The sequence below is a fragment of the Agrococcus jejuensis genome (assembly GCF_007679035.1).
Lineage (GTDB): Bacteria > Actinomycetota > Actinomycetes > Actinomycetales > Microbacteriaceae > Agrococcus > Agrococcus jejuensis_A.
The window spans coordinates 453,274-479,338 of sequence record NZ_VEFR01000001.1 but is presented as its reverse complement, the minus strand read 5'-3'; the positions used below and the strand labels follow the sequence as shown (position 1 = coordinate 479,338).

Sequence of the window (26,065 nt, the reverse complement as noted above, 5' to 3'; positions counted from 1 at the left end):
CCCTCCGTGCCGATCCAGCGTATGGGCGTCCGTAGGATCGGAGCGTGCTCGACACTGCCATCGCGAGACTCGGACTCGGACCGATCGCCGTCATCACCGGTGCGGGGATCTCGACGGACTCCGGCATCCCCGACTATCGCGGGGCCGGCGCGCCGCCGCGCAACCCCATGCAGCTCGATCGCTTCCTCGCGTCCGAGCACGCCCGACGCCGCTACTGGGCGGGCAGCCACCTGGGCTGGAAGTCGTTCTCGTCGACGCAGCCGAACGACGGGCACCGGGCGATCGCCCGCCTCGACGCCGCCGGGCTCGTCACGGCCGTCATCACGCAGAACGTCGACGACCTGCACGAGAAGGCGGGCAGCCGCGACGTCGTGCACCTGCACGGCGCCAACGCCACCGTGACGTGCCTGCAGTGCGCGTCGCGCTTCCCCCGCCAGGTCGTCGCCGATCGCATCGCCGAGCAGAACCCGTGGATCACGGTGCCGGACACCGTGCGCATGAACCCCGACGGCGACGTGTCGCTCGACGGCGACCAGGACTTCGTCGTGCCGGTCTGCTTCGTCTGCGAGGGCATGCTGAAGCCCGACGTCGTCTTCTTCGGCGAGCTCGTGCCGAGCCACGTGTTCCACGAGGCCGACATGGCCGTGCGCGCCGCGAGCGTCGTGCTCGTCGCCGGCTCGTCGCTCGTCGTGAACACGGCCGTGCGGCTGCTCGAGGTCGCGCGACGCCGCGAGGTGCCGATCGTCATCGTGAACCGCGGCCCGACCAAGTGGGACAAGCGCGCGAGCGCCCGCATCGACGCCGGCACGTCGGAGACGCTCACGGCGTTCGCCGACGCGCTCGCGCCGCTGCCGCACGCGTCCTGACGCGCCGCGAGGATCAGCGCCGACGCGCCGCCACGGTCGCCTCGAGCGCCGCGTGCAGCGCGTCGGCCGACGCATCCCACGAGAACGTCGCCGCCTGCGCGCGGGAGGCTGCCGAGCGGGCGGCCCACTCCCCCTCGAGCCGTCGCACGGCGTCCGCGAATCCCTGCGGGTCGCCCACGGGCGCGTAGACGCCGGCGTCGCCCGCGACCTCGCGGAAGATCGGGATGTCGGAGACCACCACGGGCACGCCGAGCGCCATCGACTCGAGCAGCGGGATGCCGAAGCCCTCGTCGTGGCTCGCGTGCACGAGCGCGGTCGCCGACCGCAGCGCCTCGCCGTACTCGGCGTCGGTGACGCCGTCGTGGACCACGATGCGGGCCTCGGGGGCGAGGGCGCGCAGTCGCGCCTCCTCGCCGGCGGGCATGCGGCTGAGCAGATGCAGCTCGTGGTCGGGCAGCAGCGCCGCCATCCGCACGAGCGTGTCGACGCCCTTGTACGGCATGAACGAGCCCATGTAGACGAGGCGCCTCGTCGGCGGCGCCGTGTGCGTCACGGGCTCGCCGAGCGGGTCGGCAGCATTGCGCACGACGTGGATGGGCTTCGTCGTGAGGTGGTGCTCGCGCACGAGCTCCGCGGTCGTCTCGGAGACGACCACCGTGGCGTCGGCACCGCGCAGCAGCAGTCGCTGCGGGCCGTACGAGAGGTGGTAGAGCCGCCAGAGCGCGCGCACGGCGGCCGGCAGGTCGCGCGGCGGCATCGGGTGGCGGTAGTAGATGAGGTCGTGCACCGTCGTGACGAGCGCCGTGCGACGACCGATCGAGCCGATGGTCTGCATGGGCGAGTAGACGACGTCGACGTCGACGTGCCGCATGCGCCACGTCGCGAGCGGCTCGAGCGGCCCCGTGGGGCTCGGGCCGACGACGTGAGGCAGGTCGGGCAGCATCGCGAGCTGCGCGGGATCGTGCACGAGCATCGTGACGTCGGCGCGCTGCCCGAGGCGGGCGACGAGCTCGGCGGAGAAGCGCGAGATGCCGTCGTGCCGCTCGGTGCGCACGTAGCGGCAGTCGAAGAGCACCCTCATGCGGCGGGGGCCTCGGCGAGGAACCGGCGGATGCGGGCCGCCACCTGGTCGGGCTGCTCGTAGTGCACGAGGTGGCCGGTGCCGTGCAGCACCGCGATGCGCGCATCCGGGAACCGCGTGGCGAGGTCGCGCTGGGCGGCGAGCGGCGTGATGTCGTCTCGGTCGGCGACGACGAGCAGCACGGGCTGCGCGATGGCGCCGGCGTAGTGGCCGACGTTCGTCGAGATCGACGTCTCGAAGCCGCCGACGACCGACTCGCGCGACGCGAACGCCGAGAAGTAGCGGTCGTGCTGGTCGTGGATCCAGCGCCGCATCGCCCGATCGCGCGACTTCGTCATGACGAGGCTCATGCCGCGCACGATGACGGGGCTCGAGAGCATCGCGTGGCCGACGGCCTCGGGAGCGGCGGCGGCAGCGCGGTACCAGCCGAGCGTGAAGCGCGACAGCAGCCGCTGCGGGCCCTCGAGGGCGGGCTGCGCGATGGGGTTCACGAGCACGATGCGGTCGGCGTCGAGGCCGGCGGCCGCCGCCGCGGCGACGACGATCGAGCCGAACGAGTGGCCCAGCACGGGCGCGCCGGGCGCCTCGGCGGCGACGAAGGCGACGAGCCACGACGCGTAGGCGTCGATGCCCGTGTCCGCCGGCGCAGCCGACTCCCCGAAGCCCGGGAGGTCGGGCACGATGACGCGATGCCCGGCGAGATGGGCTGCGATGGTCTCGAGGCCGTGGTGGTCGCCGCGGTAGCCGTGCACGAGCACGATGGGCGGGGCCGCGGGGTCGCCGTACGCGAACCAGACGGTGCGGATGCCGCCGACGACGCGCTCGTCGCGTGCGACGGGCGTCGCATCCAGCAGCTCCTGGAACGGCGAGTCGACCATGGTCACGAGCCTACGGGGCGCGCCTGCCTGCGCGTGTCGGGGGCCACGGCTAGCGTGGCGCCATGATCGAGATCCAGAGCCCGCGGCCGGGCGACTCGGGAGCGATCGACGACCTCGTGACCCAGGCGCTGGCGATGGATGCCGGCGGGCCGGAGGTCGTCGCGCCCACCATCGCCGAGCCCATCGTCGCCGAGTCCAGCGATGCCCGCACCGGCAGCGCCGAGCGCCCGACCTCCACGCCCGCGGAGCCCCTCGAGGCGCTCCCCATGCGCACCGTCGACGCCGCCGTCGCCGTCGCGCACGAGGTGCAGCAGCAGGGCTGGGCATCGCGCCTGGCCGTGTTCGACCTCGAGACCACGGGCGTCGACACGTCGACGGCGCGCATCGTCACGGCGTTCCTCGGCGTGCTCGACGAGCGCGGGGAGCTGCTCGAGCAGCATGCATGGCTCGCCGACCCCGGCGTCGAGATCCCCGAGGGCGCCGCCGCCATCCACGGCATCACGACCGAGCGGGCTCGCGCCGAGGGCGCGGCCGCGCAGCAGGTCGTCGCGGCGATCGTCGCCGAGGTCGCGAACCTGCTGCGTGCGGGCACGCCCGTCGTCGCGTTCAACGCCGCCTACGACTTCACGGTGCTGCACCACGAGGCGCTGCGCCACGGCATCGCACCCGTCGAGGCGCCCTCGCCCGTCATCGACCCGCTCGTGCTCGACAAGCACGTGGATCGCTACCGCAAGGGCAAGCGCACGCTCGGCGTCACGTGCGCCCACTACGGCGTGGAGCTCGAGGGCTGGCACGAGGCGTCCGCCGACGCCATCGCAGCCGGCCGCCTCGCGCAGGCGATGCACGAGCTGTTCCCCCAGCTGCGGGTGCCGGCCGACGAGCTGCATGCGTCGACCGTCGACTGGGCGACGCAGCAGGCGGAGTCGTTCGCCCGCTACATGCAGCAGCGCGACCCGTCGTTCACGGCCGATCGCGGCTGGCCCATCCGTCAGTCGCGCACGGCGTGACCGACCCGCGGCTGCTCGACCTCGACGGGCTCGTCGACTGCGAGCGCCTCGTGCACGAGGTGCTCGTGCCGTTCCGCGAGCAGCGCGCATCCACCTTCCAGCACTGGGACTGGCATGCGGGCGCACTCGCTGCGCCCGAGCCCGTGCCGGAGGGCCGGGTGCTCGTCGACACGGCCTGAGCTCGGCGGGCCGGAGCACGGACGACGAAGGCGGGCACCCGATGGGTGCCCGCCTTCGCGGTGTCAGGGGGTGGCGGTCAGTTGCCGAAGCCCCTGAAACGCTTGTTGAACTTCTCGACGCGGCCGGCCGAGTCCATGATGCGCTGCTTGCCCGTGTAGAACGGGTGCGAGGCGCTCGAGATCTCGACGTCGATGACGGGGTACTCGACGCCGTCGAGCTCCATCGTCTTGTCGCTGGTCGTCGTCGAGCGCGTCAGGAACGTCTCGCCCGACGCGAGGTCGCGGAACACGATGTCGCGGTACTCGGGGTGGATGCCAGTCTTCATGGGAAACCTCGGGAAGTGGATGGGAAGTCGTCGGAGCGCGATGCGCACCAGCGACCGATGCTAGCAGATGGAGGCCGTGCCGGGCACGTCCGACGGGGGTCGGCGCGTCCCGTTCGACCCGATGGTCACGCCGCTCGGGCGGTGAAGCGGTCGCCATCCTTCGTCACGCGCAGCGGCGTGCCGAAGGTCGTGGTCAGGTTCGCGTCGGTGAGCACCTCGGCGATGGGCCCCGCCGCCGAGACCCGGCCGTCGGCGAGCAGCAGCACGTGCGTGAAGCCCGGCGGGATCTCCTCGACGTGATGCGTGACCATGACGAGTCCCGGCGCGAGCGGGCTCGCGGCGTACTCGGCGAGGGAGCGCACGAGGCCCTCGCGCGCGCCGAGGTCGAGGCTGCCCGCCGGCTCGTCGAGCAGCATGAGCTCGGGGTCGGTCATGACGGCGCGAGCGATCTGCACGCGCTTCTGCTCGCCGTCGCTCAGGGTGCCGTAGGAGCGCTTCGACAGGCGCGTGAGCTCCCAGTCGTCCATGACGAGCGCGGCGCGCTCGAGGTCGACGGCGTCGTACTGCTCGTTCCAGCGGCCCGTCACGGCGTAGGCGGCCGTGAGCACGGCGTTGCCGACGCTCTCATGCGGCGGGATGCGACGGCCGAGGCTCGTCGCGGCGATGCCGATCCGCGTGCGCAGCTCGAACACGTCGACGCGCCCCAGCCGCTCCCCCAGCACCTCGACCGTGCCCGACGTCGGGTGCATCGACGCCGACGCGAGCGCCAGGATCGTCGACTTGCCCGCGCCGTTGGGTCCGAGGATCACCCAGCGCTCGCTCGAGTCGACGCTCCAGCGCACCGAGTCGAGGATGCGATTGCCGTTCCGGACGACGCTGACGTCGTCGAGGTCGAGGACACGCGTCATGCCCTCGACCCTATCCGCGCGGGTGCTGGCCGACGGCATCCGCGCGGGCGCGCCGCCTCAGCCGGCGCGCTCGGCGATGACCGTCGCGTAGAGCGCGCGGGTCTCGTCGGCGATGCGACCCCAGTCGAAGTGCGTGGCGGCACGGGCGCGGCCCGCCTCGCCCATGCGGCGGGCGGCCTCGGGGTCGGCGACGACGCGCGTGAGGGCGTCGGCGAGGTCGGCGACGTAGCGGTCGGGATCCGTGGGGGTGCCGGTGCCGTCCTGCACCTGGTCGATCGGCACGAGCACGCCCGTCACGCCGTCGTCGATCACCTCGGGGATGCCGCCGGTCGCCGAGCCGACGACGGCCGCACCGCACGCCATCGCCTCGAGGTTCACGATGCCGAGGGGCTCGTAGATGCTCGGGCACACGAAGGTCGTCGCGTGGCTCAGCAGCACCTGCATGTCGGCGCGCGGCAGGTGCTCGTCGATCCACACGACCCCGTCGCGGGTCTCGCGCAGCTCGTCGACGAGGCCGCGCACCTCCGCGAGGATCTCCTGCGTGTCGGGCGCGCCGGCGCAGAGCACGAGCTGCACCTCCTCCGGCAGCGCGCGGGCGGCGCGCAGCAGGTAGGGCAGGCCCTTCTGGCGCGTGATGCGGCCCACGAAGACGACCGAGGGGCGGTCGGGGTCGAGGCCCAGCTCTCGCGCCCGATCGGGGTCCTCGACGCGCTGCCAGGCGTCGAGGTCGATGCCGTTCGTGATCGTGACGACCCGCTCGGGGTCGAGGCTCGGGTAGGAGCGCAGGATGTCGGCGCGCATGCCGTCGCTCACGGCGATGACGCGGTCGGCGGCCTCGTACGCGCGCCGCTCGACGTCGCTCGAGATGCGGTAGCCGCCTGCGAGCTGCTCGGCCTTCCACGGGCGCAGCGGCTCGAGGGAGTGGGCGGTGACGACGTGCGGGATGCCGTGCAGCTCCTGCGCGAGCCTGCCTGCCTCGTTGGCGTACCAGGTGTGCGAGTGCACGACGTCGGCGCCCGCGACCGCATCCGCGATCTGCAGGTCGACGCCGAGGGTCTGCAGCGCCGCGTTCGCGTCGGCGAGCTCGGAGGGCACGTCGTAGGCGGTGACGTCGGCCTCGTCGCGCGGCGCGCCGAAGCAGCGCACCTGCACCTCGGCATCGCGGCGGAGCGCCTTCACGAGCTCCGTCACGTGCACGCCCGCACCTCCGTAGATGGCCGGCGGGTACTCCTTGGTCACGAGGTCGACGCGCATGTCGTCAGCGTACGCGGCGGCGTAGCAGAGGTGGCAAGACCCTGCGCCTCGCAGCCTCGGCCCGATAGGTTCGTCGCATGGACAAGAAGGTCTTCGGGATCGTCCTCGCCGGTGGCGAGGGGAAGCGGCTCATGCCCCTGACCGAGGACCGGGCCAAGCCCGCCGTCCCGTTCGGAGGCACCTACCGCCTCATCGACTTCGCGCTGTCGAACCTCGTGAACTCGGGCATGCGGCAGATCGTCGTGCTGACGCAGTACAAGTCGCACTCGCTCGACCGCCACATCTCGCAGATGTGGCGCATGGCCCCGCAGCTCGGCTCGTACGTCGCGTCCGTGCCGGCGCAGCAGCGCCTCGGCAAGCGCTGGTTCCAGGGCTCGGCCGACGCCATCCTGCAGTCGCTCAACCTCATCAAGGACGAGAAGCCGGACATCGTCGTCGTGGTCGGCGCGGACCACGTCTACCGCATGGACTTCCGCGACATGATCGAGGCCCACATCGCCTCCGGTGCGCGCATGACGGTCGCCGGCATCCGCCAGCCCATCGCGCTGGCCGACCAGTTCGGCATCATCGAGGAGTCGTCCGACGGGTCGGGCAAGATCGACGCCTTCCGCGAGAAGCCGAGCGACCCGAAGCCGCTGCTCGACTCCCCCGACGAGGTGCTCGCGTCGATGGGCAACTACGTGTTCGACGCCGACGCGCTCGTCGAGGCGGTCAAGAGCGACGGCGACCTCGACGACTCCGACCACGACATGGGCGGCGACATCGTGCCGTACTTCGTCGACCGCGGCGAGGCGTTCTTCTACGACCTGCAGTCGAACACCGTGCCGGGCATGACCGACCGCGACAAGTACTACTGGCGCGACGTCGGCACGATCGAGTCGTTCTTCGACGCGCACATGGACCTCATCGCGGCGCTGCCGATCTTCAACCTCTACAACCGTCGCTGGCCGATCTACTCGGCGCAGTACAACGAGCCGCCTGCCAAGTTCACGCGCGACGAGCACGGCCGTCCCGCCGAGATCGTCGAGTCGATCGTGTCGTCGGGCTCGGTCATCCAGGGCGCGTCCGTCGTGCGCAGCGTGCTCGCACCGTGGAACCGCGTCGACTCGGGCGCCTCGGTGTCGGATGCGGTGCTGTTCGACCAGGTGCACGTGGGCGCCGGTGCCGTCGTGCGTCGCGCGATCCTCGACAAGGAGGTCGTCGTGGGTCCGGGCGTGAAGATCGGCGTCGACCACGACCACGACCGCGCGCGCGGCTTCTCGGTGTCGGACACGGGCATCGTGACGGTGCCCAAGGGGCAGCAGGTGCTGGCGTGAGGCGAGTCGTCGTCACCGACGTCGACTCCACCCTCATCCGCGACGAGGTCATCGAGCTCATCGCCGACGCCGTCGGCCCCGATGCGCGAGCGCACGTCGAGGCCGTGACGACGCGAGCGATGCAGGGCGAGCTCGACTTCGCCGCGTCGCTCGTCGAGCGCGTGCGCATGCTCGAGGGCGTGCCGGTGTCGGTGCTCGACGACGTGGTGCGGTCGGTGACCGTGACCGACGGCGTGAGCGAGCTCGTGGCTGCCGTGCACGCGGCCGGCGGCATCGTCGGCGCCGTGTCGGGCGGCTTCCACGAGGTGCTCGATCCCCTCGCCGAGCGCCTCGGGCTCGACCGCACGCTCGCGAACCGCCTCGAGGTCGCCGACGGCGTGCTCACGGGGCGCACGGTGGGCCCGATCATCGATGCGGTCGCGAAGCGCGAGGCGCTCCACCGCTGGGCGGGCGAGCACGGCGTGCCGCTGTCGGCGACCGTCGCGATCGGCGACGGTGCGAACGACCTGCTCATGCTCGAGGACGCCGGCATCGGGGTCGCGTTCTGCGCCAAGCCGCTCGTGCGCGCGCGCACGTCGGTGCACGTCGACGAGCCCGACTTCCGGCTCGTGCTGGCGCTGCTCGAGGAGTCGCGAGAGCCTGCGGCCTGACGCGGCTCGTCGCGGTCGACACGACGGACCGATGGACCTGCGCGACGTCGCTGGTGCGCCCGATGGCGTCGCCCCGTGGGCGCGCGCGGCATCGGCCCTCGGTCTCGGCCTCGAGGTCGGCAGCGTCCGCCTCGCCGAGCACGACCCGCGGTGGTCGACGCTGGCCGGCGGCCTCGTGGGGGTGCTCGGCTCGTGGCTCCCCTCCTCGGTGCTCGCGGTGCAGCACGTGGGCTCGACCGCGGTGGCCGACATGCTGGCGAAGCCGATCCTCGACGTCGCGCTCGCGCTCGCGCCGGCCACGGAGGTCGAGTCGGTCGTCGTCGACGCCCTGGTCGAGGCGGGATGCATCGACCGCGGCAGCGTCGACGACGACGGCGAGGACCGGATGCTGGCGATCGAGGCGGAACCCTCGGTGCGCATCGCGCATCTGCATCTCGTCGCGGTCGACGGCGCAGCATGGCGCGACCTCCTGGCGTTCCGCGACGCGCTCCGCAGATCGCCCACGACCCGGAGGCGCTACGAGGACGAGAAGCTCCGGCTCGTGGCCGCCGGCGTTCCGCGCGACGCCTATCGACGGACGAAGGCCGACGTGATCGCGCACATCCTCGCGCAGCGGGTCACCTGCCCGCCCGCTCCGTGAGGTGCGGGTCCAGCGAGCATCGCCGCGAGCCTCGAACGGGCACAGCACTCTCCCGACCTAGCCCGAAGCCCTGCTCGACCGTGCCTCATCGACCGCTCCTCGAGCTGCGAGCGGAGCGAGCCTCGAAAGGGGCACCCGACCCTCCCGACCCAGCCCGCGACCGCCGGTTTCGATGTCGGTGGTTGCTGGCAGAGTCAGGTCATGGCGCAGGAGATCACAGGCACGGGACAGGGTCCCGACGCTGCCGCGCTCGACGCCATCCAGGCCAATGCCCTCTCGCAGCTCGCCGCCATCGACGCGGGCATGCAGGCCCTCGAGGCGCACCGGCTCCGCGTCCTCGCCGCCCTCGGTCACCTCGCCCTCCACCGCGCTGGCGGGTCGAGCAGCGAGCGCTCGACGATGGAGATGCGTGCCGTCGCCGCCGAGATCGGACTGCAGGCACGGGTGTCGGATCGCACGGTGGAGCGGCAGATCGGCGACGCGATGATGCTCGTCGACACCTGGCCGGTGCTGCTGGAGGCATTCGCCGAGGGACGGATCGGCCGTGGGCATGTGCGTGCGATCACCGAGGCTGGCGGCGTGCTGTCGAACACGGACGTGACGCCCGAGCAGCGGGCTGCGTTCGAGCAGCAGATGGTCGCCCTGGCTGAGACGACCACGCCCGCGCGGGTGTCGAAGGTCGCCCGTCGGGAGGCGGACACGCACCTCGCTGAGCCGCTCGTCGAGCGCCACCAGGCAGCCCGCGAGCAGCGTCGGGTCACCGTCGAGGACGTGGACGATGGCATGTCGTGGATCGGTGCGCTCGTGCCCGCGGTCCTCGCCCACGGCATCGACGACCGCTTGCGCGCGGGTGCTCGCGCGAAGTCGAAGGACGATCCCCGGTCGATTGAGCAGTGGCGGGCGGACGCGTTCTGCGAGCTCCTGCTGACCGGCACGGGAGCACCGTCCATCGAGCGCACGCCCGGCGGAGCCGAGATCGAGCACGCCGGACGGCTGTCGACCATCAAGCCCATCGTCCAGGTGACCGTGCCGGTCACGACGTTGACCGGCGCGAGCGAGGAGCCGGGCTCGCTCGATGGCGCCCAGCCCGTCGACGCCGAGACCGCGCGGATCCTCGCCGGCGTCGCGGCCACGTGGCAGCGCCTGCTGATCGACCCGATCCGCGGGACCGTCGTCGAGGTCGACACCTACTCGCCGACCGAAGCCCAACGCCGACTGCTCCGCGCCCGCGACCAGCACTGCCGCTTTCCCGGCTGCAGCGCGAAGGCGCGCGACGACGACGTCGACCACACCGTCGCGTGGGAGGACGGCGGCACGACCAGGCTGGGCAACCTCGCCCACCTCTGCCGTCGCCACCACACCCTCAAGCACGCCACCGCCTGGACCGTGCGCCAACCGACACCCGGCGTCCTGCACTGGCGCTCGCCCCTCGGCCACGACTACGTCGACCGACCACCACCCACGGGCCCCACGTTCGTGGAGGTCGGCGAGGCCATCGCTGACCCGTCCGACGCCAGCCTGCCCTTCTGATGCGCACGCCGGTCCGTCGTCGACGCGCTCCCACGCGCACGGGTGCGGCGCCGGCTGCGCCAGGCTTGGATCAGCCCGCGCGCCGCCAGCCGCGGAGCACCGCGCGCAGCAGGATCCCCACCACGAGTGCCCAGAACGCGGCGCTGACGCCGGCGATCGCGATGCCCGACGCCGCGACGGCGAACGCTGCGACCGCGGGGATGCGGTCGGCGGCATCGTCGAGGGCCGCGTGCAGCGACGACGCGAGCGTGCCGAGCAGCGCGAGCCCTGCGACGGCCGCGACGACGCCGACGGGCGCGAGGCCGACGAGCGTCGCCAGCGCGCTCGAGCCGATGCCGAGCACGACGAGCAACGTGCCCGACGACACCGAGGCGAGCCAGCGACGCGATCGGTCCTCCCCCGCATCCGGTCCTGCGGCGAGCGCTGCCGAGATGGCGGCGAGGTTGATCGCGTGTCCGCCGAGCGGTGCGGCGAGCATCGTGCCGGCACCGGTGACGACCATCGTCGGCCGCCACGGCACCGTGTAGCCGAGCCCCCGCATCACGGCGACGCCCGGCACGTTCTGCGAGGCCATCGTCACGAGGAAGAGCGGCAGCGCGATGCCGACGATGCCGGCCACCGTGAACGTCGGCGTCGTGATCGCGACGTGGGGCGTCAGCTCCGACGCCGCGGGGGCGACGCCGGTGGCTCCGAGATGGATCGCGATCACGATCGCCGCGGTCGCGAACGCGAGCGGTGCTGCGAAGCGCGGCGCGAGCCGCGATGCGGCGATCCACACGACCACGACCGGTGCGACGGCGAGCGGGTTCGCCGCGAGCCCCGTGACGACGCCGAGGCACAGCTGCAGCAGCACGCCGGCGAGCATCGCCTGCGCGATCGACGTGGGGATCGCCGCGATCGCGCGCCCGAGCCACGGCACGAGTCCCGTGAGCGCCACGAGCACGCCCGTGACGAGGAACGCGCCGACGGCCGCCGGCCAGCCGCCGTCGACGACGCCTGTGCCGACCAGCAGCGCGGCGCCCGGCGTCGACCACGCGACCGTGATGGGCAGTCGCGTCGCCACCGCCATGACGATGGAGGCGACGCCCATCGCGATCGTCACGGCGAGCAGGCCCGACGCCGCCTCGTCGGGCGACGCGCCGACCGCTGCGAGCCCCTGCAGCACGACGACGAAGGCCGACGTGAAGCCCACGAGCCCCGACACGATGCCGGCGGCGACGGGCGTGGTCCAAGGCCCGCGCGGCAGCCCCTCGGAGGCATGCCGCGCCGGCGCCGCGGCCGTCTAGTGCCCCATCCCGAGGCCGCCATCCACGGGGATGACGGCGCCCGACACGTAGGCGGCGTCGTCCGACGCGAGCCACGTGATGACCTTCGCGACCTCCTCGGGGCTCGCGAAGCGGCCCGCAGGGATCTGCGACTTGTACTGCGCCTGCTGCTCGGCGGGCAGCGCATCCGTCATGTCCGTCTCGATGAAGCCCGGGGCGACGACGTTGGCCGTGATGCCGCGCGAGCCGAGCTCGCGCGTGATCGAGCGGGCGAGACCCACGAGGCCCGCCTTCGACGCCGCGTAGTTCGCCTGGCCGGCGCCGCCGAACAGGCCGATGACGCTCGAGACGAGGATGATGCGGCCGAACTTGGCGCGCAGCATGCCCTTCGACGCGCGCTGCACGACGCGGAACGAGCCCGTGAGGTTCGTGTCGACGACGTCGGAGAAGTCCTGCTCGCTCATGCGCATGAGCAGGGTGTCGCGCGTGATGCCCGCGTTCGCCACCACGATCTCGACGGGGCCGAGCTCGGCCTCGATCTGCGAGTAGGCGGCGTCGATGGATGCTGCATCGGTGACGTCGGCGCGCACCGTGAGCGTGCCCTCGGGGCCCTCGCCCGAGCGGGCGGTGACGGCGACGCGGTAGCCGGCGTCGACGAAGGCGGTGGCGATGGCGCGGCCGATGCCGCGGTTGCCGCCGGTGACGAGCACGGTACGGGACATGGAGACCTCTCGAAGCGCGTTCGACGCCCGGGTGCAAGGGCGTCCTCGACAACCCTAGCCAGGCGTACGCTTGTGCTCAGGAACCCAATGCAGCACGACGAGCAGTCCATCACCGACCTCCCTGTGTCGCCGACCGAGGATCGACGCAGGCGTACGAGGACGTACCTGATCATGATGGGCATCCGCATGGTGTGCATCGTGCTCTTCATCGTCCTGCCGGACTGGTGGAAGGTCGCACCGGCCATCGTCGCCGTCGTGATCCCGTGGATCGCCGTCGTCGCCGCGAACGCGTCGAGCCAGCTCGGCACGAAGACCGACCGCGTGACCCGTAGGCAGATCGAGTCGTGAGCATCTTCGACCTGGGCCGGATGGCCGATGCTCCCGAGTGCTCGGCGGCGGGCTGTCACGACGCTGCCGCATGGACGATCGCGTGGCGCAACCCGCGCATCCATCCGGAGTCGCGTGTGAAGGAGTGGGCTGCGTGCGACGCGCACCGCGACCACCTGCGCGACTGGCTCGCGAGCCGCGACTTCCCCGTCGAGGTCGTCGCGTTCGGCACGACCGTCGAGCGGGTCGGCTGATGCTCGCGCTGCTCCGCACTCGCCGCTGGCTCGGCTACCTGGCCCTCGTGCTCGTGTTCGCGACCGTCTGCGTCGCGCTCGGCTCGTGGCAGTGGCACCGCCGTGAGGAGGCCCTCGCGGCCATCGCCCGCCTCGACGCCAACTACGACGAGGCACCGGTGCCGCTCGGCGACGTGCTGACGGAGACCGACGACTACGAGATCGACCAGCAGTGGTCGGTCGTCGAGGTGTCGGGCGAGTACCTCGCGGACGAGCAGCTGCTGCTGCGCGGTCGCGTGCGCGACACCGCGGTGGGCTTCGACGTCGTCGTGCCGTTCCGCACGGATGCGGGCAGCATCCTGCTCGTCGACCGCGGCTGGGTGCCGCCGGGCGCCACGTCGGAGGCGCCCGACTCGGTGCCCGCGCCGCCCGACGGCGACGTGACGATCGTCGTGCGGCTGCGGGAGGACGAGGGCGAGATCGCCGGTCGCGGCGCTCCCGAGGGGCAGATCGCGTCGGTCGACCTCGACGCGATCGCCCAGACGCACGACGAGCCCGTGTACACGGGCGCGTACGGGCTGCTCGCGACCGAGGACGGCGAGGTCGCCGACGATCTCGCACCCTTCACGCGTCCCGTGCTCGACGAGGGACCGCACCTGTCGTACACGCTGCAGTGGTTCGTCTTCGCGATCATGGGCTTCGTCGGGTTCGTGTGGGCGCTGCGGCGCGAGGCCCGCGGCGACGAGGAGCTCGAGGAGCAGCCGCGCGAGCCGCGTCGCGCCAGGCGTCGCTCGGATGCCGACATCGAGGACGCGATCCTCGACGGCGCGGAGCGCTGAGCGCCCAGGTCGTCGAGCGCGGCGCCTAGCGCTCGTCGTCGCCGCGCACGATCGGCAGCACGGTCGTCGACAGCGCGGGCACGCGCCACCGGAAGCGCTCCGCGAGCAGTCGGAACGCGATCACCGCGGCGCCGACGCCGACGAGCACCCACGTGGTCGCGACGCCGAGCTCGACGAGCAGCGCCGTGAGCCCCGAGCCGGCCAGGGCGGGCAGCAGGTAGAGCCGCGACTCGCGCCGCATGACGGTGGGGATGTCGTTGCCGAGCACGTCGCGCAGGATGCCGCCGCCGACGCCCGTGAGCATGCCCACGATGGCGGCCCCCACGGGGCCGATGCCCGCATCCATGGCGACGATCGTGCCCTCGACGCAGAAGATGCCGAGGCCGATGGCGTCGAAGACGAGCACCGGGCGCGCGAGGTGCGCGATCCACCGGTGCAGCGCGAAGACGATCGCGGCACCCGCGATCGCGACGCCCACCATCCACACGTCGACGAGCACGACGGGCGTGCGGCCGACGAGCAGGTCGCGCAGCATGCCGCCGCCCGTCGCCGTGACGACGGCGAGGAAGGCCATGCCGACGACGTCCATGCGCTTCTCGGCGGCGAGCTGCGCCCCGGAGATCGAGAAGGCGAGCACGCCGAGGCCCACGAGGGCGGCGTGCACGGCGCCGAGCCAGCCGTCGATCATGCGTCCGACCCTAGGTCCTCGCGGGAGGCCCGAGCGGGCTAGGCGAGCTCGATGAGCTCGAGGTACTCGGGGTTCCAGTGGTCCTCGGTGCCGTCGGGCATGATCAGCACGCGGTCGGGGTGCAGCGCCTCGACGGCGCCCGCGTCGTGGCTCACGAGCACCACGGCGCCCTCGAACGAGGCGAGGGCTCCGAGGATCTCCTCGCGGCTCGCAGGGTCGAGGTTGTTCGTCGGCTCGTCGAGCAGCAGCACGTTCGCCGCCGACACCACGAGGGTCGCGAGGCTCAGGCGCGTCTTCTCGCCGCCCGACAGCACGCGTGCGGGCTTGTGCACGTCGTCGCCGGAGAAGAGGAAGGAGCCCAGCACTCGCCGTGCCTCGACCTCGCCGATGTCGGGCGCCGACGAGACCATGTTCTCGAGCACGGTGCGGTCGACGTCGAGCGTCTCGTGCTCCTGCGCGTAGTAGCCGATGCGCAGGCCGTGGCCGCGCTCGATCTCGCCCGTGTCCGACTCGGAGACGCCTGCCAGGATGCGCAGCAGCGTCGTCTTGCCGGCGCCGTTGAGCCCGAGCGCGACGACCTTCGCGCCGCGGTCGACGGCGAGGTCGACGGCCGAGAAGATCTCGAGCGAGCCGTACGACTTCGACAGGTCGTGCGCCTGCAGCGGCGTCCTGCCGCACGGCGCGGGCTTCGGGAAGCGCAGCTTCGCGACCTTGTCGTCGGCGCGCACGGCCTCGAGGCCCGACATGAGCCGGTCGGCGCGCTTCGCCATCTGCTTGGCGGCGACGGCGCCCGAGGCGCGCGCCCCCATCTTCGCCGCCTGCGTCTTCAGCACGCCGGCCTGGCGCTCGGCGTTCGTGCGCTCGCGCTTGCGGCGCTCCGCATCCGCCTCTCGCTGGCGCAGGTAGTGCTTCCAGCCCATGTTGTAGATGTCGATGACCTGGCGGTTCGCGTCGAGGTAGAAGACGCGGTTGACGGTCTCCTCCACCAGCACGACGTCGTGGCTGATGACCACGAGCCCGCCCGGGTAGCCCTGGAGGAACTCGCGCAGCCACACGACGGAGTCGGCGTCGAGGTGGTTCGTCGGCTCGTCGAGGATCATCGTCTCGGCACCCGAGAAGAGGATGCGCGCCAGCTCGATGCGGCGACGCTGACCGCCCGAGAGCGTCTCGAGCGGCTGGTCGAGGATGCGCTCGGGCAGCTTGAGGTTCGACGCGATCGCCGCCCCCTCCGCCTCCGCCGCGTAGCCACCGAGACCGAGGAACGCGTCCTCGGCGCGCGAGTACGCCTTCATGGCGCGCTCGCCCTCGGCGCCGCCGAGGGCCATGCGCTCGGTCGCGGTGCGCATCTCCTCGAGCACGGATCCGATGCCGCGGGCGTCGAGGATGCGCGTGCGCGCCGTCTGCTTCGGGTCGCCCGAGCGCGGGTCCTGCGGCAGGTAGCCGATCTCGCCGGAGCGCTCGATGGTGCCCGAGAAGTCGTGCCCGTCGCGGTCGTCCGTGACGCCGGCGAGCACCTTCGTCATCGTCGTCTTGCCTGCGCCGTTGCGGCCGACGAGGCCGATCTTGTCGCCCTTCTCGACGCGGAAGGAGACGCCGGACATGAGGGTGCGTGCGCCGACGGACAGGTCGAGGTCGGTGACGGAGATCATGGCGGTGCCCAGCGGGTCGGGAGCGGGTGGCTGCGGCCGACGGTGGCCAGCCGCCTAGCCTACCGTGCGCCGCGCCGATCGACGCGCCAGCGGTGGTGCATGTCCGACGGGCGTGGCAGACTACTCCGCGCGGAATAGTCGACACGGAGGGAGTCGCATGCTCACGCCCCTGCAGGTCGCCACACTCGGCGTGCTCGCCGAGGAGCCCAGGCATCCCTACGACTGCTACCGCCTGCTCATGCACCGTCGCGCCGACCGCGTCGTGCGCATCAGGACCGGCACGCTCTACCACGCCATCGCGCGCCTCGAGGCCGAGGGCCTCGTCGCCGAGGTGGGGACCGACCGCGAGGGCAATCGACCCGAGCGCACCACCTACCGCATCACCGACGACGGTCGCTCGGCGCTCGAGGCGCAGCTGCGCACGATGCTCGCCGAGCCCGAGCAGGAGCATCCGCCGTTCCGCCTCGCGATCTCCGAGGCGCACAACCTGCCGCGCGACGCCGTCGTGGCGGCCCTCGGCGACCGCGTCGCTGCCCTGGAAGCCGCCGCATCCGACATGGCCGACGCCGCCGACGACCTCGGCCGCACGGACCTGCCGGAGGCCGTCTGGCTCGAGCTCGCGCTCGAGCTGCACCTCACCCGCGCCGAGGCCGACTGGACGCGCGAGACCACCGCCCGCATCGACTCCGGCGACATCCCCTGGGACCTCGTCTTCTCCCCCGAGCGCCGCGCCGCCCAGCAGGCCGCGCTCGATGCCTGAGCCCCGCTCGACCCGAGCCATCCATCTCGAAGGAACCGTCATGTCCGACGCTGCCGCAGCTCCCCGATCCCCCTGGCCCGCCCTCTGGGCGCTCGTCATCGGGTTCTTCATGATCCTCGTCGACTCGACCATCGTGTCGGTGGCGATCCCGCACATCATGTCCGGCCTCGACGCCGGCATCAACGAGGTCATCTGGGTCACGAGCGCCTACCTGCTCGCGTACGCCGTGCCCCTGCTCATCACCGGCCGCCTCGGCGACCGGTTCGGCCCGAAGCCCGTCTACCTCACGGGCCTGGCCGTCTTCACGCTCGCCTCGCTGTGGTGCGGGCTCGCCGACTCCATCGCGATGCTCATCGTCGCCCGCGTCATCCAGGGCCTCGGCGCCGCGCTCATGACGCCGCAGACGATGGCCGTCATCATGCGCACCTTCGCGCCGAACGCGCGCGGTGCGGCCATGGGCCTGTGGGGCGGCGTCGCCGGCCTCGCGATGCTCGTCGGCCCGCTGCTCGGCGGCGCGCTCGTCGACAGCCTCGGCTGGGAGTGGATCTTCTTCATCAACGTGCCCGTCGGCATCGTCGGCTTCGTGCTCGTCATGCGCCTCGTGCCGCGCCTGCCGCTCCACGCGCACTCCTTCGACTGGCTCGGCGTCGTGCTGAGCGCGGCGGGCATGTTCCTGCTCGTGTTCGGCATCCAGGAGGGCGAGACGTACGACTGGGGCGCGATGCCGATCCTCGGCGTCGACGTGCCGCTCATCGGGATGATCGTCGCAGGCGTCGTGCTCATGGTGGCCTTCGTCGTGTGGCAGGCCGTCAACCGGCGCGAGCCGCTCGTGCCGCTCGGCATCTTCCGCGACCGCAACTTCACGCTCGCGAGCATCGCGATCGCGACGATCGGCTTCCTCGTGACCGCGATGGCGGTGCCGATCTTCCTCTACGCGCAGGGCGTGCGCGGGCTGACCCCGACGGAGTCGGCGCTGCTCATGGTGCCGATGGCGCTCGGTGCCGGGTTCCTCTCGCCCTTCACGAGCCGGTTCCTGCAGGCGCGCGACCCGCGGCTCTTCACGGCCGCCGGCATCCTCGGCATGGGGGCGTCGGTCGCCTGGTACGGCATGTGGGTGCAGTCGGAGACCGACGTGTGGCTCTTCCTGCTGCCCGGTGCGCTCATGGGCGTCTCGAGCGCGTTCGTGTGGGGTCCGCTCGGCATCGTCGCCACCCGCAACCTCGACCCGCGCCTCGCCGGCGCCGGCTCGGGCGTCTACAACACCGTGCGCCAGATGGGCGCGGTCATCGGCTCCGCCGCGATCGCCGCGGCGATGTCGTGGCGCATCGACGCCGAGCTCGGTGCCGGATCGAGCGACCAGGTCTCGGGCACGTCGTTCGGCGGCACGCTGCCCGAGCAGATCGCCGGGCCGTTCTCGGAGGCGCTCGGCCAGTCGCTGCTGCTGCCGGCCGCGGTCACGGCGCTCGGCGTCGTCGCCGCCCTGTGCTTCGCCAAGCCGAAGGCGCAGGGCCAGCAGCCGCCGACGCTCGCCGCCGACGACGCGGCAGCGGCCGCCGTCGCGACGGCGGAGTGAGGCGAGACCCGGCGTCCACCGATCGGTGGACGCCGGGCTCCCCCGCACGCCCCTCCCGCATCCGCCGTCGCTGGAGCAGGCTGGGGGCATGGCGAACCGACTGGTCGAGGTCCAGCACCTCCGGAAGTCCTACGGGGAGCACGTCGCGCTCGACGACGTGAGCCTGCACATCGACGAGGGCGAGACCCTCGCGCTGCTCGGCCCGAACGGCGCGGGCAAGTCCACGACGATCGAGATCCTCGAGGGCTACCGCGTGCGCTCCGGTGGCGACGTGCGCGTGCTCGGCGAGGATCCGCAGCACGCGGGCGTCGCATGGCGCGCGGGACTCGGCATCGTGCTGCAGTCGAGCGGCGAGGCCTCGGTCGCGACGGTGCGCGAGGAGCTGCGCGGGCTCGCCGCCCTGTTCCCCGACTCGCGCGACGTCGACGAGGTGCTCGCCGCCGTGGGGCTCGAGCAGCATGCCGGACGGCGCATCGCGTCGCTCTCGGGCGGGCTGCAGCGTCGCGCCGACGTCGCGATGGGGATCGTCGGCCGACCGCGGCTGCTGTTCCTCGACGAGCCCACCACGGGGTTCGACGCCGAGGCGCGCCGCGAGTTCTGGAGCCTCATCCGCTCGCTGCAGGCCGACGGCACGACCATCCTCCTCACGACGCACTACCTCGAGGAGGCGGCGCAGCTCGCCGACCGCATCGTCGTGATCGCCGATCGACGGGTCGCCGCCGAGGGCGCGCCGGATGCGATCGGCGGCGCCGAGGCGCGCACGCCGATCGTGCGCTGGCGCGAGGGCGACGTCGTGCGCGAGCAGCGCACCCAGGATCCCGGGGCGCTCGTCGCATCGCTCGTCGCACGGCTCGGCGAGCCCGAGGCGCTCGAGGTCGTGCGCCCGAGCCTCGAGGACGTCTACCTCGACATCGTCCGCGCCGACCGCGAGGAGGCGCGCGCATGACGGGGCTCGGCGGAGGCCTGCCCCATCCGCTCTCCCCTGCCGGCATCGCCCGCACGGCGCGCATCGGCGTCGGTCGCGTCGCCTACGAGGTGCGCACGTACTTCCGCCAGCTCGACCAGGTCCTCTTCACGTTCCTGTTCCCCGTGCTCATGCTCGGCATCTTCGCCTCGGTCTTCGAGACCATGACGTTCCCCGACGGACGCGGTGGCACGACGGAGATCGCCGCCGCCGAGTACTATCTGCCGGCGATGCTGGCGTCGGGCATCCTGCTCTCGGGCGTGCAGAACCTCGGCGTCGACGTCGCCGTCGCCCGCACGAACGGCACGCTCAAGCGCCTCGCGGGCACGCCGATGCCGCCCGTCGCGTTCCTGATCGGCAAGATCGGCCAGGCGGTCGTGACCGGGCTCGCGCAGGCCATCGTGCTGCTGGCGGTCGGGGTCCTCGTCTTCGGCGTCGCCCTGCCGACGTCGGCAGGCTCGTGGGCGACGTTCGGCTGGGTCTTCGCGCTCGGCACCGTCACGAGCGCCCTGCTGGGCGTCGCGCTGTCGCGGGTGCCGCGCTCGGGGCGCAGCGCGACGGCGGTCATCATCCCGATCGTGCTCGTCGTGCAGTTCGCGTCGGGCATCTTCATCCAGTTCTCGCTGCTGCCCGAGTGGATGCAGCAGGCGGCGCAGGCGCTGCCGGTCGCGTGGATGGCGCTCGGCATGCGCGCTGCGCTGCTGCCGGAGTCGTACGCGATGCTCGAGGTCGGCGAGTCGTGGAACCTCGCGGGCGTCGGCATCGCGTTGGGCGTCTGGCTCGTCGTCGGGCTCATCGCCGTGCGACTGACCTTCCGGTGGATCCGCCGATCGTGACGAGGGCCGACCCGATCGGCGCGCAGCGCCGCGGCGGCGTCCCGCGGGCGCTCAGCGCCCGTCGCCCTGCAGGCGCGGGTCGGGCAGCAGCGTCTCGACCGCGGGCTTGCGGCCCTGCGCGCGCCACCAGACGACGAAGCCGATCGCGGTGAAGACGCCGTAGAACACGTACATCGCAGCGGTCGCGTAGTAGCCGGCGGAGACGAGCAGGGGCACGCCCACGACGTCGACGGCGATCCAGACGAGCCAGAACTCCGTCCAGCCCTTCGCCATCCCGTACGTCGCGACGAGCGAGCCCATGAACGTCCACGCGTCGGCCCAGACCGGGTCGTACGAGCCGAGTGCCGTGAAGAGCGGCGTGAGCGCGATCGTGCCGACGAGCAGCACGAGCACGATCCCGAGCCGCTCGCGCCCCGTCGCCCAGCGCGGGCGGATCTGACCGCCGCCGTCGCGCGCCTGCCGCCAGCGGATCCAGCCGTAGATCGCGACGGCGATGAACATCACCTGCCGACCCGCCTGGCCGAGCAGGGCGGGCAGCGAGTGCGCCGGGTCGACGAGCGAGGCGACGAAGACGCTGAGCAGCAGCAGGTTGCCCACGATGCCCACGGGCCAGGCCCAGATGCGGCGGGCCATGCCCCCGAGCGCGCTCGCGAGGCCGAAGACGTTGCCGACGACCTCGCGCAGCAGCAGCGACTGACCGCCGGGCAGCGGGATCTGCGCGGTGTAGGCGTCGATGAGCCAGGCGAGGGGGTCCACGAGGTCCAGCGTGGCACGGTGGCGGCGCGTCACGGGCCATCCGCGCGTCATGTGCGGACACGCGATCCTCGGTGACCCTATGCTCGGTCCAGACCGCCCCGACGACTGGAGCTCGCATGTCCTCGATCGCCGCCCCCACCGTGCTCGCCGACCGTCTCGTCGCCCAGCGCTCCGTCGTCACCGACGTCGCGCTCGTGGCCGCCGGCGTGGCACTCACGGCGCTGCTGGCGCAGGTGGCGATCCCCCTCTGGCCCGTGCCGGTCACCGGCCAGACGCTCGCGGTGCTCGTCGTCGGCGCCTCGCTCGGCGCCGTCCGCGGTGCTGCCTCGCTGGCGGTCTACGCGATCCTCGGCGCCGCGGGCCTGCCGATCTTCTCGGAGCAGACGTCGGGCCTCGCGATCCTCGCCGGGCCCACGGGCGGCTATATCGTCGGCTTCGTGCTCGCCGCCGCCCTCACGGGCTGGCTCGCCGAGCGCCGCTGGGACCGACGCTTCCTCGGCGCCGCCGTCGCCATGACCGCGGGCACGCTCGTGACGTTCGCGATCGGCCTGCCGTGGCTCGCCGTCACGACGGGCGGCTCGTTCGAGCAGGTCCTGGCGTGGGGCCTCGTGCCCTTCATCCCGGGCGGCATCGTGAAGGCCGTCATCGCCGCGGCGATCCTGCCGCTCGCGTGGAAGGGCGTGCGCACCCTCGACGCACGCCGCGGCGAGTAGCGCTCCGGCCCGGACGCAGGTGCCCTCGGTGCGCCGTCGCGCGCTCGCACTCGCGAGCGTGGCCGCCGGCGTGGTCGCGGCCCTGGTCGTCACGGGCGCCGTGCTGCTGCCGACGATGCGCGAGCAGCGCCCTGCCGTGCCGCCCCGTGACGCGTCGGGCGTGACGGTCGTCGACGCCATCCCCTACGGCGCCGACCCGGCCCAGCGCATCGACGTCTGCATGCCGCACGGCGAGACGACCGCCGCCCGCGCGGCGATCCTGCTCGTGCACGGCGGCTCGTGGGCGCGCGGCAGCCGCACGGATCCGCTCTGGCGCGACACGTGCGTGTGGCTCGCGCAGGCGGGCTACGTCGTCGCGAACGTCGACTACCGCCTCGCACCCGCGCATCCGTTCCCCGCGGGCGTCGAGGACGTCACCGCTGCCCTCGCGTGGCTCCGCTCCCCCGAGACGCTCGCGACGTACGCGATCGATCCCGAGCGCATCGGCGCCTTCGGCGGCTCGGCGGGCGGCAACCTCGCCTCGCTGCTGGCGACGGCGGGCACGGGAGACTGGGATGCCGGCGCTCGCGTCGCCGCCGTCGTCACGATGTCGGCGCCGCTCGACCTCACGGGCGCGGACGTGCGCGACGACTTCGTCGAGCGGCAGCTGGCCTACCTCGGCTGCGACGACTTCGTCGACTGCGACGCGGCAGCGCTCGCGAGCCCCGCGACGTTCGCCGACGAGACGGATCCGCCGTTCCTCGTCGTCCACGGCGACGACGAGATGATCCCGCTCGAGCAGGCCGAGGGCTTCGTCGCGGCCCTCGAGGACGCCGGCACGCCCGTGCAGCTCGCCGTCGTGCCGTCGCAGCGCCACTCGATCGGCCTGCTCGAGGAGCCCGACGTGCGCGACGCGATCCTCGCCTTCCTGGCCGCCACGCTCGTGGATCCTGCCCGCGCCTGACGGGCATGTGGCGCGCGCGGACCCCGGGGCCGCGTACCGTTGATGCCATGACCGACTCCGAGCCCACCGAGGCTGCTGACGCCGAGCGCACGACGTTCGCAGACCTGGGCCTGCCGCCCGCCCTCCTCCAGGCGCTCGCCGACGTCGGCTACGAGACCCCCTCGAGCATCCAGGCCGCCACGATCCCCACCCTCATGCAGGGTCGCGACATCATCGGCCTCGCGCAGACCGGCACGGGCAAGACCGCCGCGTTCGCGCTGCCCGTGCTCGCTGCCGTCGAGGTCGAGCGTCGGGAGCCGCAGGCGCTCGTGCTCACGCCGACGCGCGAGCTCGCCGTGCAGGTGTGCGAGGCGTTCGAGCGCTACGCGGCCCACCTCGGCGGCGTCACGGTGCTGCCGATCTACGGCGGCCAGGGCTACGGCGTGCAGCTGTCGGCGCTGCGCCGCGGCGTCCACGTCGTCGTCGGCACGCCCGGCCGCATCATGGACCACCTCGACAAGGGCACGCTCGACCTCTCGGGCCTCACGCACGTCGTGCTCGACGAGGCCGACGAGATGCTGCGCATGGGCTTCGCCGAGGACGTCGACCAGATCCTCGCCTCGACGCCGGAGGACAAGCAGGTCGCGCTGTTCTCGGCGACGATGCCGCGCCAGATCCTCGCGATCTCGAAGAAGCACCTGCGCGACCCGCAGGAGATCTCGGTGCAGGGCGGCGCGAAGACGTCGGCGAGCATCCGTCAGCGCGCGATCCTCGTGTCGTACCAGCAGAAGCTCGAGGCGCTCACGCGCGTGCTGGAGGTCGAGCCCTTCGACGGCGCCATCGTGTTCGTGCGCACGCGGTCCGAGACGGAGACGGTCGCCGAGCGTCTGCGCGCCCGCGGCTACACCGCCGCGGCCATCTCCGGCGACGTCGCGCAGCCGCAGCGCGAGAAGACCATCGAGCAGCTGCGCTCGGGCGCGCTCGACGTGCTCGTCGCGACCGACGTCGCCGCGCGCGGCCTCGACGTCGAGCGCATCAGCCACGTCGTGAACTACGACCTGCCGATCGACACCGAGTCGTACGTGCACCGCATCGGCCGCACGGGTCGAGCGGGCCGCACGGGCGATGCCATCAGCTTCGTCACGCCGCGAGAGCGCCGCATGCTCGGCGCGATCGAGCGCACGACGGGCGGCACGGTCGAGGAGATCCCGATGCCGTCGGCCGGCGAGGTCAACGCGTCGCGACTGTCGAAGTTCGACGACGCGATCACGACGGCGCTCGACGCCGAGTCGGCCCGCGTCGAGCGCTTCCGCGACATCGTCGCCCACTACGTCGAGCACCACGACGTGCCCTACAACGACGTCGCCGCCGCCCTGGCAGTGGTCGCGCAGGGGCCGACGCCGATGCTGCTCGACGAGCAGGACGACCTGGCGCTGCGTGCGCCGAAGCGCGGGCCGCGCGACCGCGACGACGAGCGAGGCGGCGAGGACCGCGGTCCGCGTCGCGAGCGTCGCACGCCCGAGGGCGCGACGACGTACCGGCTCGCGGTCGGCTCGCGCAATCGCGTCGAGCCGCGGCAGATCGTCGGCGCGCTCGCGAACGAGGGCGGCCTGGGTCGCGACGACTTCGGTCGCATCCAGATCCGCTTCGACTTCACGCTCGTGGAGCTCCCCGAGCTCTCGGGCGAGCAGCTCGGTCGCCTCGCCGAGACGCGCATCCTCGGCAAGCCGATCGACATCCGCCCCGACACGGGTGGTCGTCCGGAGCGCGGTGGACCGCGTCGCGACCGCGACGACCGCGGCGGCTCCGACCGCCCGCGTCGTGACGACCGGCGCGGCGACGACCGTCCGCGTCGCGACGACCGCGACGGCGGACGCAAGCCGCGCCACCGCGACTGACGCCGGACCCGCGTCGCGTCAGCGGCGCGGGTTCCAGGTGCCCTGGGCGACGTCGGGCACGAAGTCCGCGAGGTCGACGGGCCAGCGCACCGTCTCGCCCGTCTGCGCCGACAGGTACGCGGCCATGAGCAGCTCGGCGACCGCGACGCCGTTGCGCAGCGACTCGGCGGGCTGCTCGCCGCGCAGGAAGCACGCGGCGACGTGCCGGTTCTCCCCCGTGTAGCCGTAGGTCGCGGCCTCGTCGGCGACGACGGGCATGAGGCCCTGCTCGGCGTTCTGCTTCTCGAGCATGTCCTCGCCCTGTCCCTGACCGAGGGCACGGGACAGGAAGACGCGCGACTCCGTCTGCAGCGTGTCCGACTGCATCGAGTACTCGGGGCCGAGCAGCTCGAACGAGAGCCGCAGGCCTGCGCCGACGTGGCTCCACGACGTCGTGCCCTCGGCGATCACGATCTCGCCGTCGCCGTTCACGAACTCCCACGCCGCTCGTGCGTAGTCCTCGCTCGGACGCTCGCGATAGTCGGGCGCACCCGGGTAGAGCTCCAGCAGGCGTTCCGCGTACGCGGGCCTGCCCCACTTGAGCGACTGGATGCTGGCGGTCACCGACACGGGGCGCAGCCAGTCGGCGGGGTCGACGCCCGGCGGGGTCAGCAGGTACCTGCCCGCCTCGACCGAGTGGCACATCATGTCCGACAGCACGCCCCCGCCCTGTCGGATCCCGTCCCAGAACCACGCCTTGTGCGGTCCGGAGTGCTCCTCGGCGCAGCGGGCGAGGTACGGCGAGCCCGCCTCGGACGCGCCGCGGCGCCACACGAGCTCGTGCGCACGCGTGATGGCGGGGGCGTAGACCTGGTTCTCGAGGTAGGCGTGCAGCAGGCCGGCCTCCTCGACGAGCCCGAGGATGCGCTGCGCCTCCGCGACCGTGCGGCCGAGCGGCTTCTCGATCGCGATGCCCGTGAGCGTCGCGCCGGCGCGCACCTCCTCGCAGATGGCCTCGATGACGTCGACGCGGGTGTCGTTGGGCGTGAGCACCCAGACCGCGTCGACGCGCGGGTCGCGCACGAGCGCGCGCACGTCGTCGTGCACGGCGACGTCGACGCCGACGGCGAGCTCCTCGGCGAGGGCTGCGACGCGCGCGGCGCTCTCGCGCGTGCGCGAGGCGACGGCGACGACGTCGGCGTCGCGCACGCCCGTCCACGAGCGCACGTGGAACTCGCCGATGAAGCCGGCGCCGACGATGCCGACGCCGAGCACGCTGCGATCTGCCATGGGTCCTCCCTAGGGG

Annotated in this window: 28 protein-coding genes; 17 read left to right on the top strand and 11 right to left on the bottom strand. The window is 72.8% G+C overall.

Going from position 1 to position 26,065, the window contains the following annotated elements; all coding sequences use genetic code 11:
* Positions 1 to 44 precede the first annotated feature (44 nt).
* A complete protein-coding gene (locus tag FS793_RS02200) occupies positions 45 to 866 on the top strand; it encodes a Sir2 family NAD-dependent protein deacetylase (RefSeq protein WP_144718085.1) in 822 nt (273 codons plus the stop codon).
* Positions 867 to 879: 13 nt separating this feature from the next.
* Here the strand turns inward: FS793_RS02200 and FS793_RS02195 are convergent, their stop codons facing one another.
* The gene (locus tag FS793_RS02195) at positions 880 to 1,947 is read right to left on the bottom strand and encodes a glycosyltransferase family 4 protein (protein ID WP_144718082.1); all 1,068 of its coding nucleotides are present in this window, start codon (positions 1,945 to 1,947) and stop codon (positions 880 to 882) included.
* The gene (locus FS793_RS02190) at positions 1,944 to 2,825 is read right to left on the bottom strand and encodes an alpha/beta fold hydrolase (RefSeq protein ID WP_186329280.1); all 882 of its coding nucleotides are present in this window, start codon (positions 2,823 to 2,825) and stop codon (positions 1,944 to 1,946) included. The genes FS793_RS02195 and FS793_RS02190 overlap by 4 nt, the downstream gene beginning before the upstream one ends.
* A gap of 62 nt (positions 2,826 to 2,887) precedes the next feature.
* Here FS793_RS02190 and FS793_RS02185 point away from each other — a divergent pair, with 62 nt between their 5' ends.
* A complete protein-coding gene (locus FS793_RS02185; RefSeq protein WP_313959358.1) occupies positions 2,888 to 3,832 on the top strand; it encodes an exonuclease domain-containing protein in 945 nt (314 codons plus the stop codon).
* Positions 3,829 to 4,011 (top strand): hypothetical protein, encoded by a 183-nt coding sequence (locus FS793_RS02180; RefSeq protein ID WP_144718079.1) that lies wholly within the window; start codon positions 3,829 to 3,831, stop codon positions 4,009 to 4,011. Before FS793_RS02185 ends, FS793_RS02180 begins: the two co-directional genes overlap by 4 nt.
* 77 nt (positions 4,012 to 4,088) lie before the next feature.
* Here FS793_RS02180 and FS793_RS02175 read toward each other — a convergent pair whose 3' ends face one another.
* The 3 genes from FS793_RS02175 to glgA all read right to left on the bottom strand — a co-directional run bounded on the left by FS793_RS02175 (position 4,089) and on the right by glgA (position 6,499).
* Positions 4,089 to 4,337, bottom strand: a complete 249-nt coding sequence (locus tag FS793_RS02175; RefSeq protein WP_144718077.1) for a type B 50S ribosomal protein L31 — start codon at positions 4,335 to 4,337, stop codon at positions 4,089 to 4,091.
* 125 nt (positions 4,338 to 4,462) lie between these two features.
* Complete coding sequence (locus FS793_RS02170; protein ID WP_144718075.1) at positions 4,463 to 5,245, bottom strand: ABC transporter ATP-binding protein; 783 nt, start codon at positions 5,243 to 5,245, stop codon at positions 4,463 to 4,465.
* A 57-nt stretch (positions 5,246 to 5,302) separates the two neighbouring features.
* On the bottom strand, positions 5,303 to 6,499 hold the full coding sequence (gene glgA / locus FS793_RS02165) for a glycogen synthase (protein WP_144718073.1): 1,197 nt from the start codon (positions 6,497 to 6,499) through the stop codon (positions 5,303 to 5,305).
* A 77-nt stretch (positions 6,500 to 6,576) separates the two neighbouring features.
* Between glgA and glgC the strand changes: the two genes are divergently transcribed.
* From glgC to FS793_RS02145, 4 genes are all read left to right on the top strand, one after another.
* On the top strand, positions 6,577 to 7,815 hold the full coding sequence (glgC, locus tag FS793_RS02160; protein WP_144718071.1) for a glucose-1-phosphate adenylyltransferase: 1,239 nt from the start codon (positions 6,577 to 6,579) through the stop codon (positions 7,813 to 7,815).
* Complete coding sequence (gene serB / locus FS793_RS02155) at positions 7,812 to 8,465, top strand: phosphoserine phosphatase SerB (protein ID WP_144718068.1); 654 nt, start codon at positions 7,812 to 7,814, stop codon at positions 8,463 to 8,465. Before glgC ends, serB begins: the two co-directional genes overlap by 4 nt.
* Positions 8,466 to 8,496: 31 nt before the next feature.
* Complete coding sequence (locus FS793_RS02150) at positions 8,497 to 9,105, top strand: GrpB family protein (protein WP_144718066.1); 609 nt, start codon at positions 8,497 to 8,499, stop codon at positions 9,103 to 9,105.
* 201 nt (positions 9,106 to 9,306) lie between these two features.
* The gene (locus FS793_RS02145) at positions 9,307 to 10,635 is read left to right on the top strand and encodes an HNH endonuclease signature motif containing protein (RefSeq protein ID WP_144718064.1); all 1,329 of its coding nucleotides are present in this window, start codon (positions 9,307 to 9,309) and stop codon (positions 10,633 to 10,635) included.
* A gap of 70 nt (positions 10,636 to 10,705) precedes the next feature.
* Here FS793_RS02145 and FS793_RS02140 read toward each other — a convergent pair whose 3' ends face one another.
* Both FS793_RS02140 and FS793_RS02135 read right to left on the bottom strand, forming a co-directional pair.
* The gene (locus tag FS793_RS02140; RefSeq protein ID WP_144718062.1) at positions 10,706 to 11,881 is read right to left on the bottom strand and encodes a benzoate/H(+) symporter BenE family transporter; all 1,176 of its coding nucleotides are present in this window, start codon (positions 11,879 to 11,881) and stop codon (positions 10,706 to 10,708) included.
* A gap of 36 nt (positions 11,882 to 11,917) precedes the next feature.
* Positions 11,918 to 12,622 carry a beta-ketoacyl-ACP reductase gene (locus FS793_RS02135; RefSeq protein WP_144718060.1) on the bottom strand — a complete coding sequence of 235 codons (705 nt, stop codon included), beginning with the start codon at positions 12,620 to 12,622 and terminating at the stop codon, positions 11,918 to 11,920.
* 87 nt (positions 12,623 to 12,709) lie between these two features.
* Between FS793_RS02135 and FS793_RS02130 the strand changes: the two genes are divergently transcribed.
* Genes FS793_RS02130 through FS793_RS02120 form a run of 3 tightly spaced genes read left to right on the top strand, consistent with a single transcriptional unit; the run spans position 12,710 to position 14,021 of the window.
* Positions 12,710 to 12,970: a DUF3099 domain-containing protein gene (locus FS793_RS02130; RefSeq protein ID WP_144718058.1), complete on the top strand. Its 261-nt coding sequence runs from the start codon at positions 12,710 to 12,712 to the stop codon at positions 12,968 to 12,970.
* Entirely contained in the window at positions 12,967 to 13,203 is a 237-nt protein-coding gene (locus FS793_RS02125) for a hypothetical protein (protein ID WP_440130437.1), read from the top strand. The genes FS793_RS02130 and FS793_RS02125 overlap by 4 nt, the downstream gene beginning before the upstream one ends.
* Positions 13,203 to 14,021 carry an SURF1 family cytochrome oxidase biogenesis protein gene (locus tag FS793_RS02120; RefSeq protein WP_144718056.1) on the top strand — a complete coding sequence of 273 codons (819 nt, stop codon included), beginning with the start codon at positions 13,203 to 13,205 and terminating at the stop codon, positions 14,019 to 14,021. Before FS793_RS02125 ends, FS793_RS02120 begins: the two co-directional genes overlap by 1 nt.
* Before the next feature lie 25 nt (positions 14,022 to 14,046).
* On the opposite strand, the gene FS793_RS02115 is transcribed toward FS793_RS02120, so the two are convergent.
* Positions 14,047 to 14,709, bottom strand: coding sequence for a trimeric intracellular cation channel family protein (locus tag FS793_RS02115; protein ID WP_144718054.1), 663 nt, complete (start codon positions 14,707 to 14,709; stop codon positions 14,047 to 14,049).
* A 38-nt stretch (positions 14,710 to 14,747) separates the two neighbouring features.
* Positions 14,748 to 16,358, bottom strand: coding sequence for an ABC-F family ATP-binding cassette domain-containing protein (locus tag FS793_RS02110; protein WP_144718052.1), 1,611 nt, complete (start codon positions 16,356 to 16,358; stop codon positions 14,748 to 14,750).
* 157 nt (positions 16,359 to 16,515) lie between these two features.
* Here FS793_RS02110 and FS793_RS02105 point away from each other — a divergent pair, with 157 nt between their 5' ends.
* The 4 genes from FS793_RS02105 to FS793_RS02090 all read left to right on the top strand — a co-directional run bounded on the left by FS793_RS02105 (position 16,516) and on the right by FS793_RS02090 (position 20,491).
* Complete coding sequence (locus tag FS793_RS02105; protein ID WP_144718050.1) at positions 16,516 to 17,118, top strand: PadR family transcriptional regulator; 603 nt, start codon at positions 16,516 to 16,518, stop codon at positions 17,116 to 17,118.
* A 40-nt stretch (positions 17,119 to 17,158) separates the two neighbouring features.
* On the top strand, positions 17,159 to 18,691 hold the full coding sequence (locus tag FS793_RS02100; RefSeq protein WP_144718047.1) for a DHA2 family efflux MFS transporter permease subunit: 1,533 nt from the start codon (positions 17,159 to 17,161) through the stop codon (positions 18,689 to 18,691).
* An 88-nt stretch (positions 18,692 to 18,779) separates the two neighbouring features.
* Complete coding sequence (locus tag FS793_RS02095) at positions 18,780 to 19,637, top strand: ABC transporter ATP-binding protein (RefSeq protein WP_144718045.1); 858 nt, start codon at positions 18,780 to 18,782, stop codon at positions 19,635 to 19,637.
* Positions 19,634 to 20,491 carry an ABC transporter permease gene (locus FS793_RS02090; protein ID WP_144718043.1) on the top strand — a complete coding sequence of 286 codons (858 nt, stop codon included), beginning with the start codon at positions 19,634 to 19,636 and terminating at the stop codon, positions 20,489 to 20,491. Before FS793_RS02095 ends, FS793_RS02090 begins: the two co-directional genes overlap by 4 nt.
* A 51-nt stretch (positions 20,492 to 20,542) precedes the next feature.
* On the opposite strand, the gene pnuC is transcribed toward FS793_RS02090, so the two are convergent.
* Positions 20,543 to 21,247 carry a nicotinamide riboside transporter PnuC gene (gene pnuC / locus FS793_RS02085; protein ID WP_260979978.1) on the bottom strand — a complete coding sequence of 235 codons (705 nt, stop codon included), beginning with the start codon at positions 21,245 to 21,247 and terminating at the stop codon, positions 20,543 to 20,545.
* Between the two features lie 116 nt (positions 21,248 to 21,363).
* Here pnuC and FS793_RS02080 point away from each other — a divergent pair, with 116 nt between their 5' ends.
* From FS793_RS02080 to FS793_RS02070, 3 genes are read left to right on the top strand one after another with little or no spacing between them, the layout of a single operon-like run.
* The gene (locus FS793_RS02080; protein WP_144718041.1) at positions 21,364 to 21,960 is read left to right on the top strand and encodes a biotin transporter BioY; all 597 of its coding nucleotides are present in this window, start codon (positions 21,364 to 21,366) and stop codon (positions 21,958 to 21,960) included.
* 28 nt (positions 21,961 to 21,988) lie between these two features.
* On the top strand, positions 21,989 to 22,903 hold the full coding sequence (locus FS793_RS02075) for an alpha/beta hydrolase (RefSeq protein WP_144718039.1): 915 nt from the start codon (positions 21,989 to 21,991) through the stop codon (positions 22,901 to 22,903).
* 47 nt (positions 22,904 to 22,950) lie between these two features.
* A complete protein-coding gene (locus tag FS793_RS02070) occupies positions 22,951 to 24,780 on the top strand; it encodes a DEAD/DEAH box helicase (protein WP_144718037.1) in 1,830 nt (609 codons plus the stop codon).
* An 18-nt stretch (positions 24,781 to 24,798) separates the two neighbouring features.
* Here the strand turns inward: FS793_RS02070 and FS793_RS02065 are convergent, their stop codons facing one another.
* A complete protein-coding gene (locus tag FS793_RS02065; protein WP_144718035.1) occupies positions 24,799 to 26,049 on the bottom strand; it encodes a Gfo/Idh/MocA family protein in 1,251 nt (416 codons plus the stop codon).
* Positions 26,050 to 26,065 lie beyond the last annotated feature (16 nt).

Coding starts and splice junctions, on each gene's coding strand:
- FS793_RS02195 (WP_144718082.1), bottom strand. CDS start 1,947: ATGAGGGTGCTCTTCGACTGCCGCTACGTGCGCACCGAGCGGCACGAC.
- FS793_RS02190 (WP_186329280.1), bottom strand. CDS start 2,825: ATGGTCGACTCGCCGTTCCAGGAGCTGCTGGATGCGACGCCCGTCGCA.
- FS793_RS02185 (WP_313959358.1), top strand. CDS start 2,888: ATGATCGAGATCCAGAGCCCGCGGCCGGGCGACTCGGGAGCGATCGAC.
- FS793_RS02175 (WP_144718077.1), bottom strand. CDS start 4,337: ATGAAGACTGGCATCCACCCCGAGTACCGCGACATCGTGTTCCGCGAC.
- FS793_RS02170 (WP_144718075.1), bottom strand. CDS start 5,245: ATGACGCGTGTCCTCGACCTCGACGACGTCAGCGTCGTCCGGAACGGC.
- glgA (WP_144718073.1), bottom strand. CDS start 6,499: ATGCGCGTCGACCTCGTGACCAAGGAGTACCCGCCGGCCATCTACGGA.
- glgC (WP_144718071.1), top strand. CDS start 6,577: ATGGACAAGAAGGTCTTCGGGATCGTCCTCGCCGGTGGCGAGGGGAAG.
- FS793_RS02150 (WP_144718066.1), top strand. CDS start 8,497: ATGGACCTGCGCGACGTCGCTGGTGCGCCCGATGGCGTCGCCCCGTGG.
- FS793_RS02145 (WP_144718064.1), top strand. CDS start 9,307: ATGGCGCAGGAGATCACAGGCACGGGACAGGGTCCCGACGCTGCCGCG.
- FS793_RS02135 (WP_144718060.1), bottom strand. CDS start 12,622: ATGTCCCGTACCGTGCTCGTCACCGGCGGCAACCGCGGCATCGGCCGC.
- FS793_RS02130 (WP_144718058.1), top strand. CDS start 12,710: ATGCAGCACGACGAGCAGTCCATCACCGACCTCCCTGTGTCGCCGACC.
- FS793_RS02120 (WP_144718056.1), top strand. CDS start 13,203: ATGCTCGCGCTGCTCCGCACTCGCCGCTGGCTCGGCTACCTGGCCCTC.
- FS793_RS02115 (WP_144718054.1), bottom strand. CDS start 14,709: ATGATCGACGGCTGGCTCGGCGCCGTGCACGCCGCCCTCGTGGGCCTC.
- FS793_RS02110 (WP_144718052.1), bottom strand. CDS start 16,358: ATGATCTCCGTCACCGACCTCGACCTGTCCGTCGGCGCACGCACCCTC.
- FS793_RS02105 (WP_144718050.1), top strand. CDS start 16,516: ATGCTCACGCCCCTGCAGGTCGCCACACTCGGCGTGCTCGCCGAGGAG.
- FS793_RS02100 (WP_144718047.1), top strand. CDS start 17,159: ATGTCCGACGCTGCCGCAGCTCCCCGATCCCCCTGGCCCGCCCTCTGG.
- FS793_RS02095 (WP_144718045.1), top strand. CDS start 18,780: ATGGCGAACCGACTGGTCGAGGTCCAGCACCTCCGGAAGTCCTACGGG.
- FS793_RS02090 (WP_144718043.1), top strand. CDS start 19,634: ATGACGGGGCTCGGCGGAGGCCTGCCCCATCCGCTCTCCCCTGCCGGC.
- FS793_RS02080 (WP_144718041.1), top strand. CDS start 21,364: ATGTCCTCGATCGCCGCCCCCACCGTGCTCGCCGACCGTCTCGTCGCC.
- FS793_RS02070 (WP_144718037.1), top strand. CDS start 22,951: ATGACCGACTCCGAGCCCACCGAGGCTGCTGACGCCGAGCGCACGACG.
- FS793_RS02065 (WP_144718035.1), bottom strand. CDS start 26,049: ATGGCAGATCGCAGCGTGCTCGGCGTCGGCATCGTCGGCGCCGGCTTC.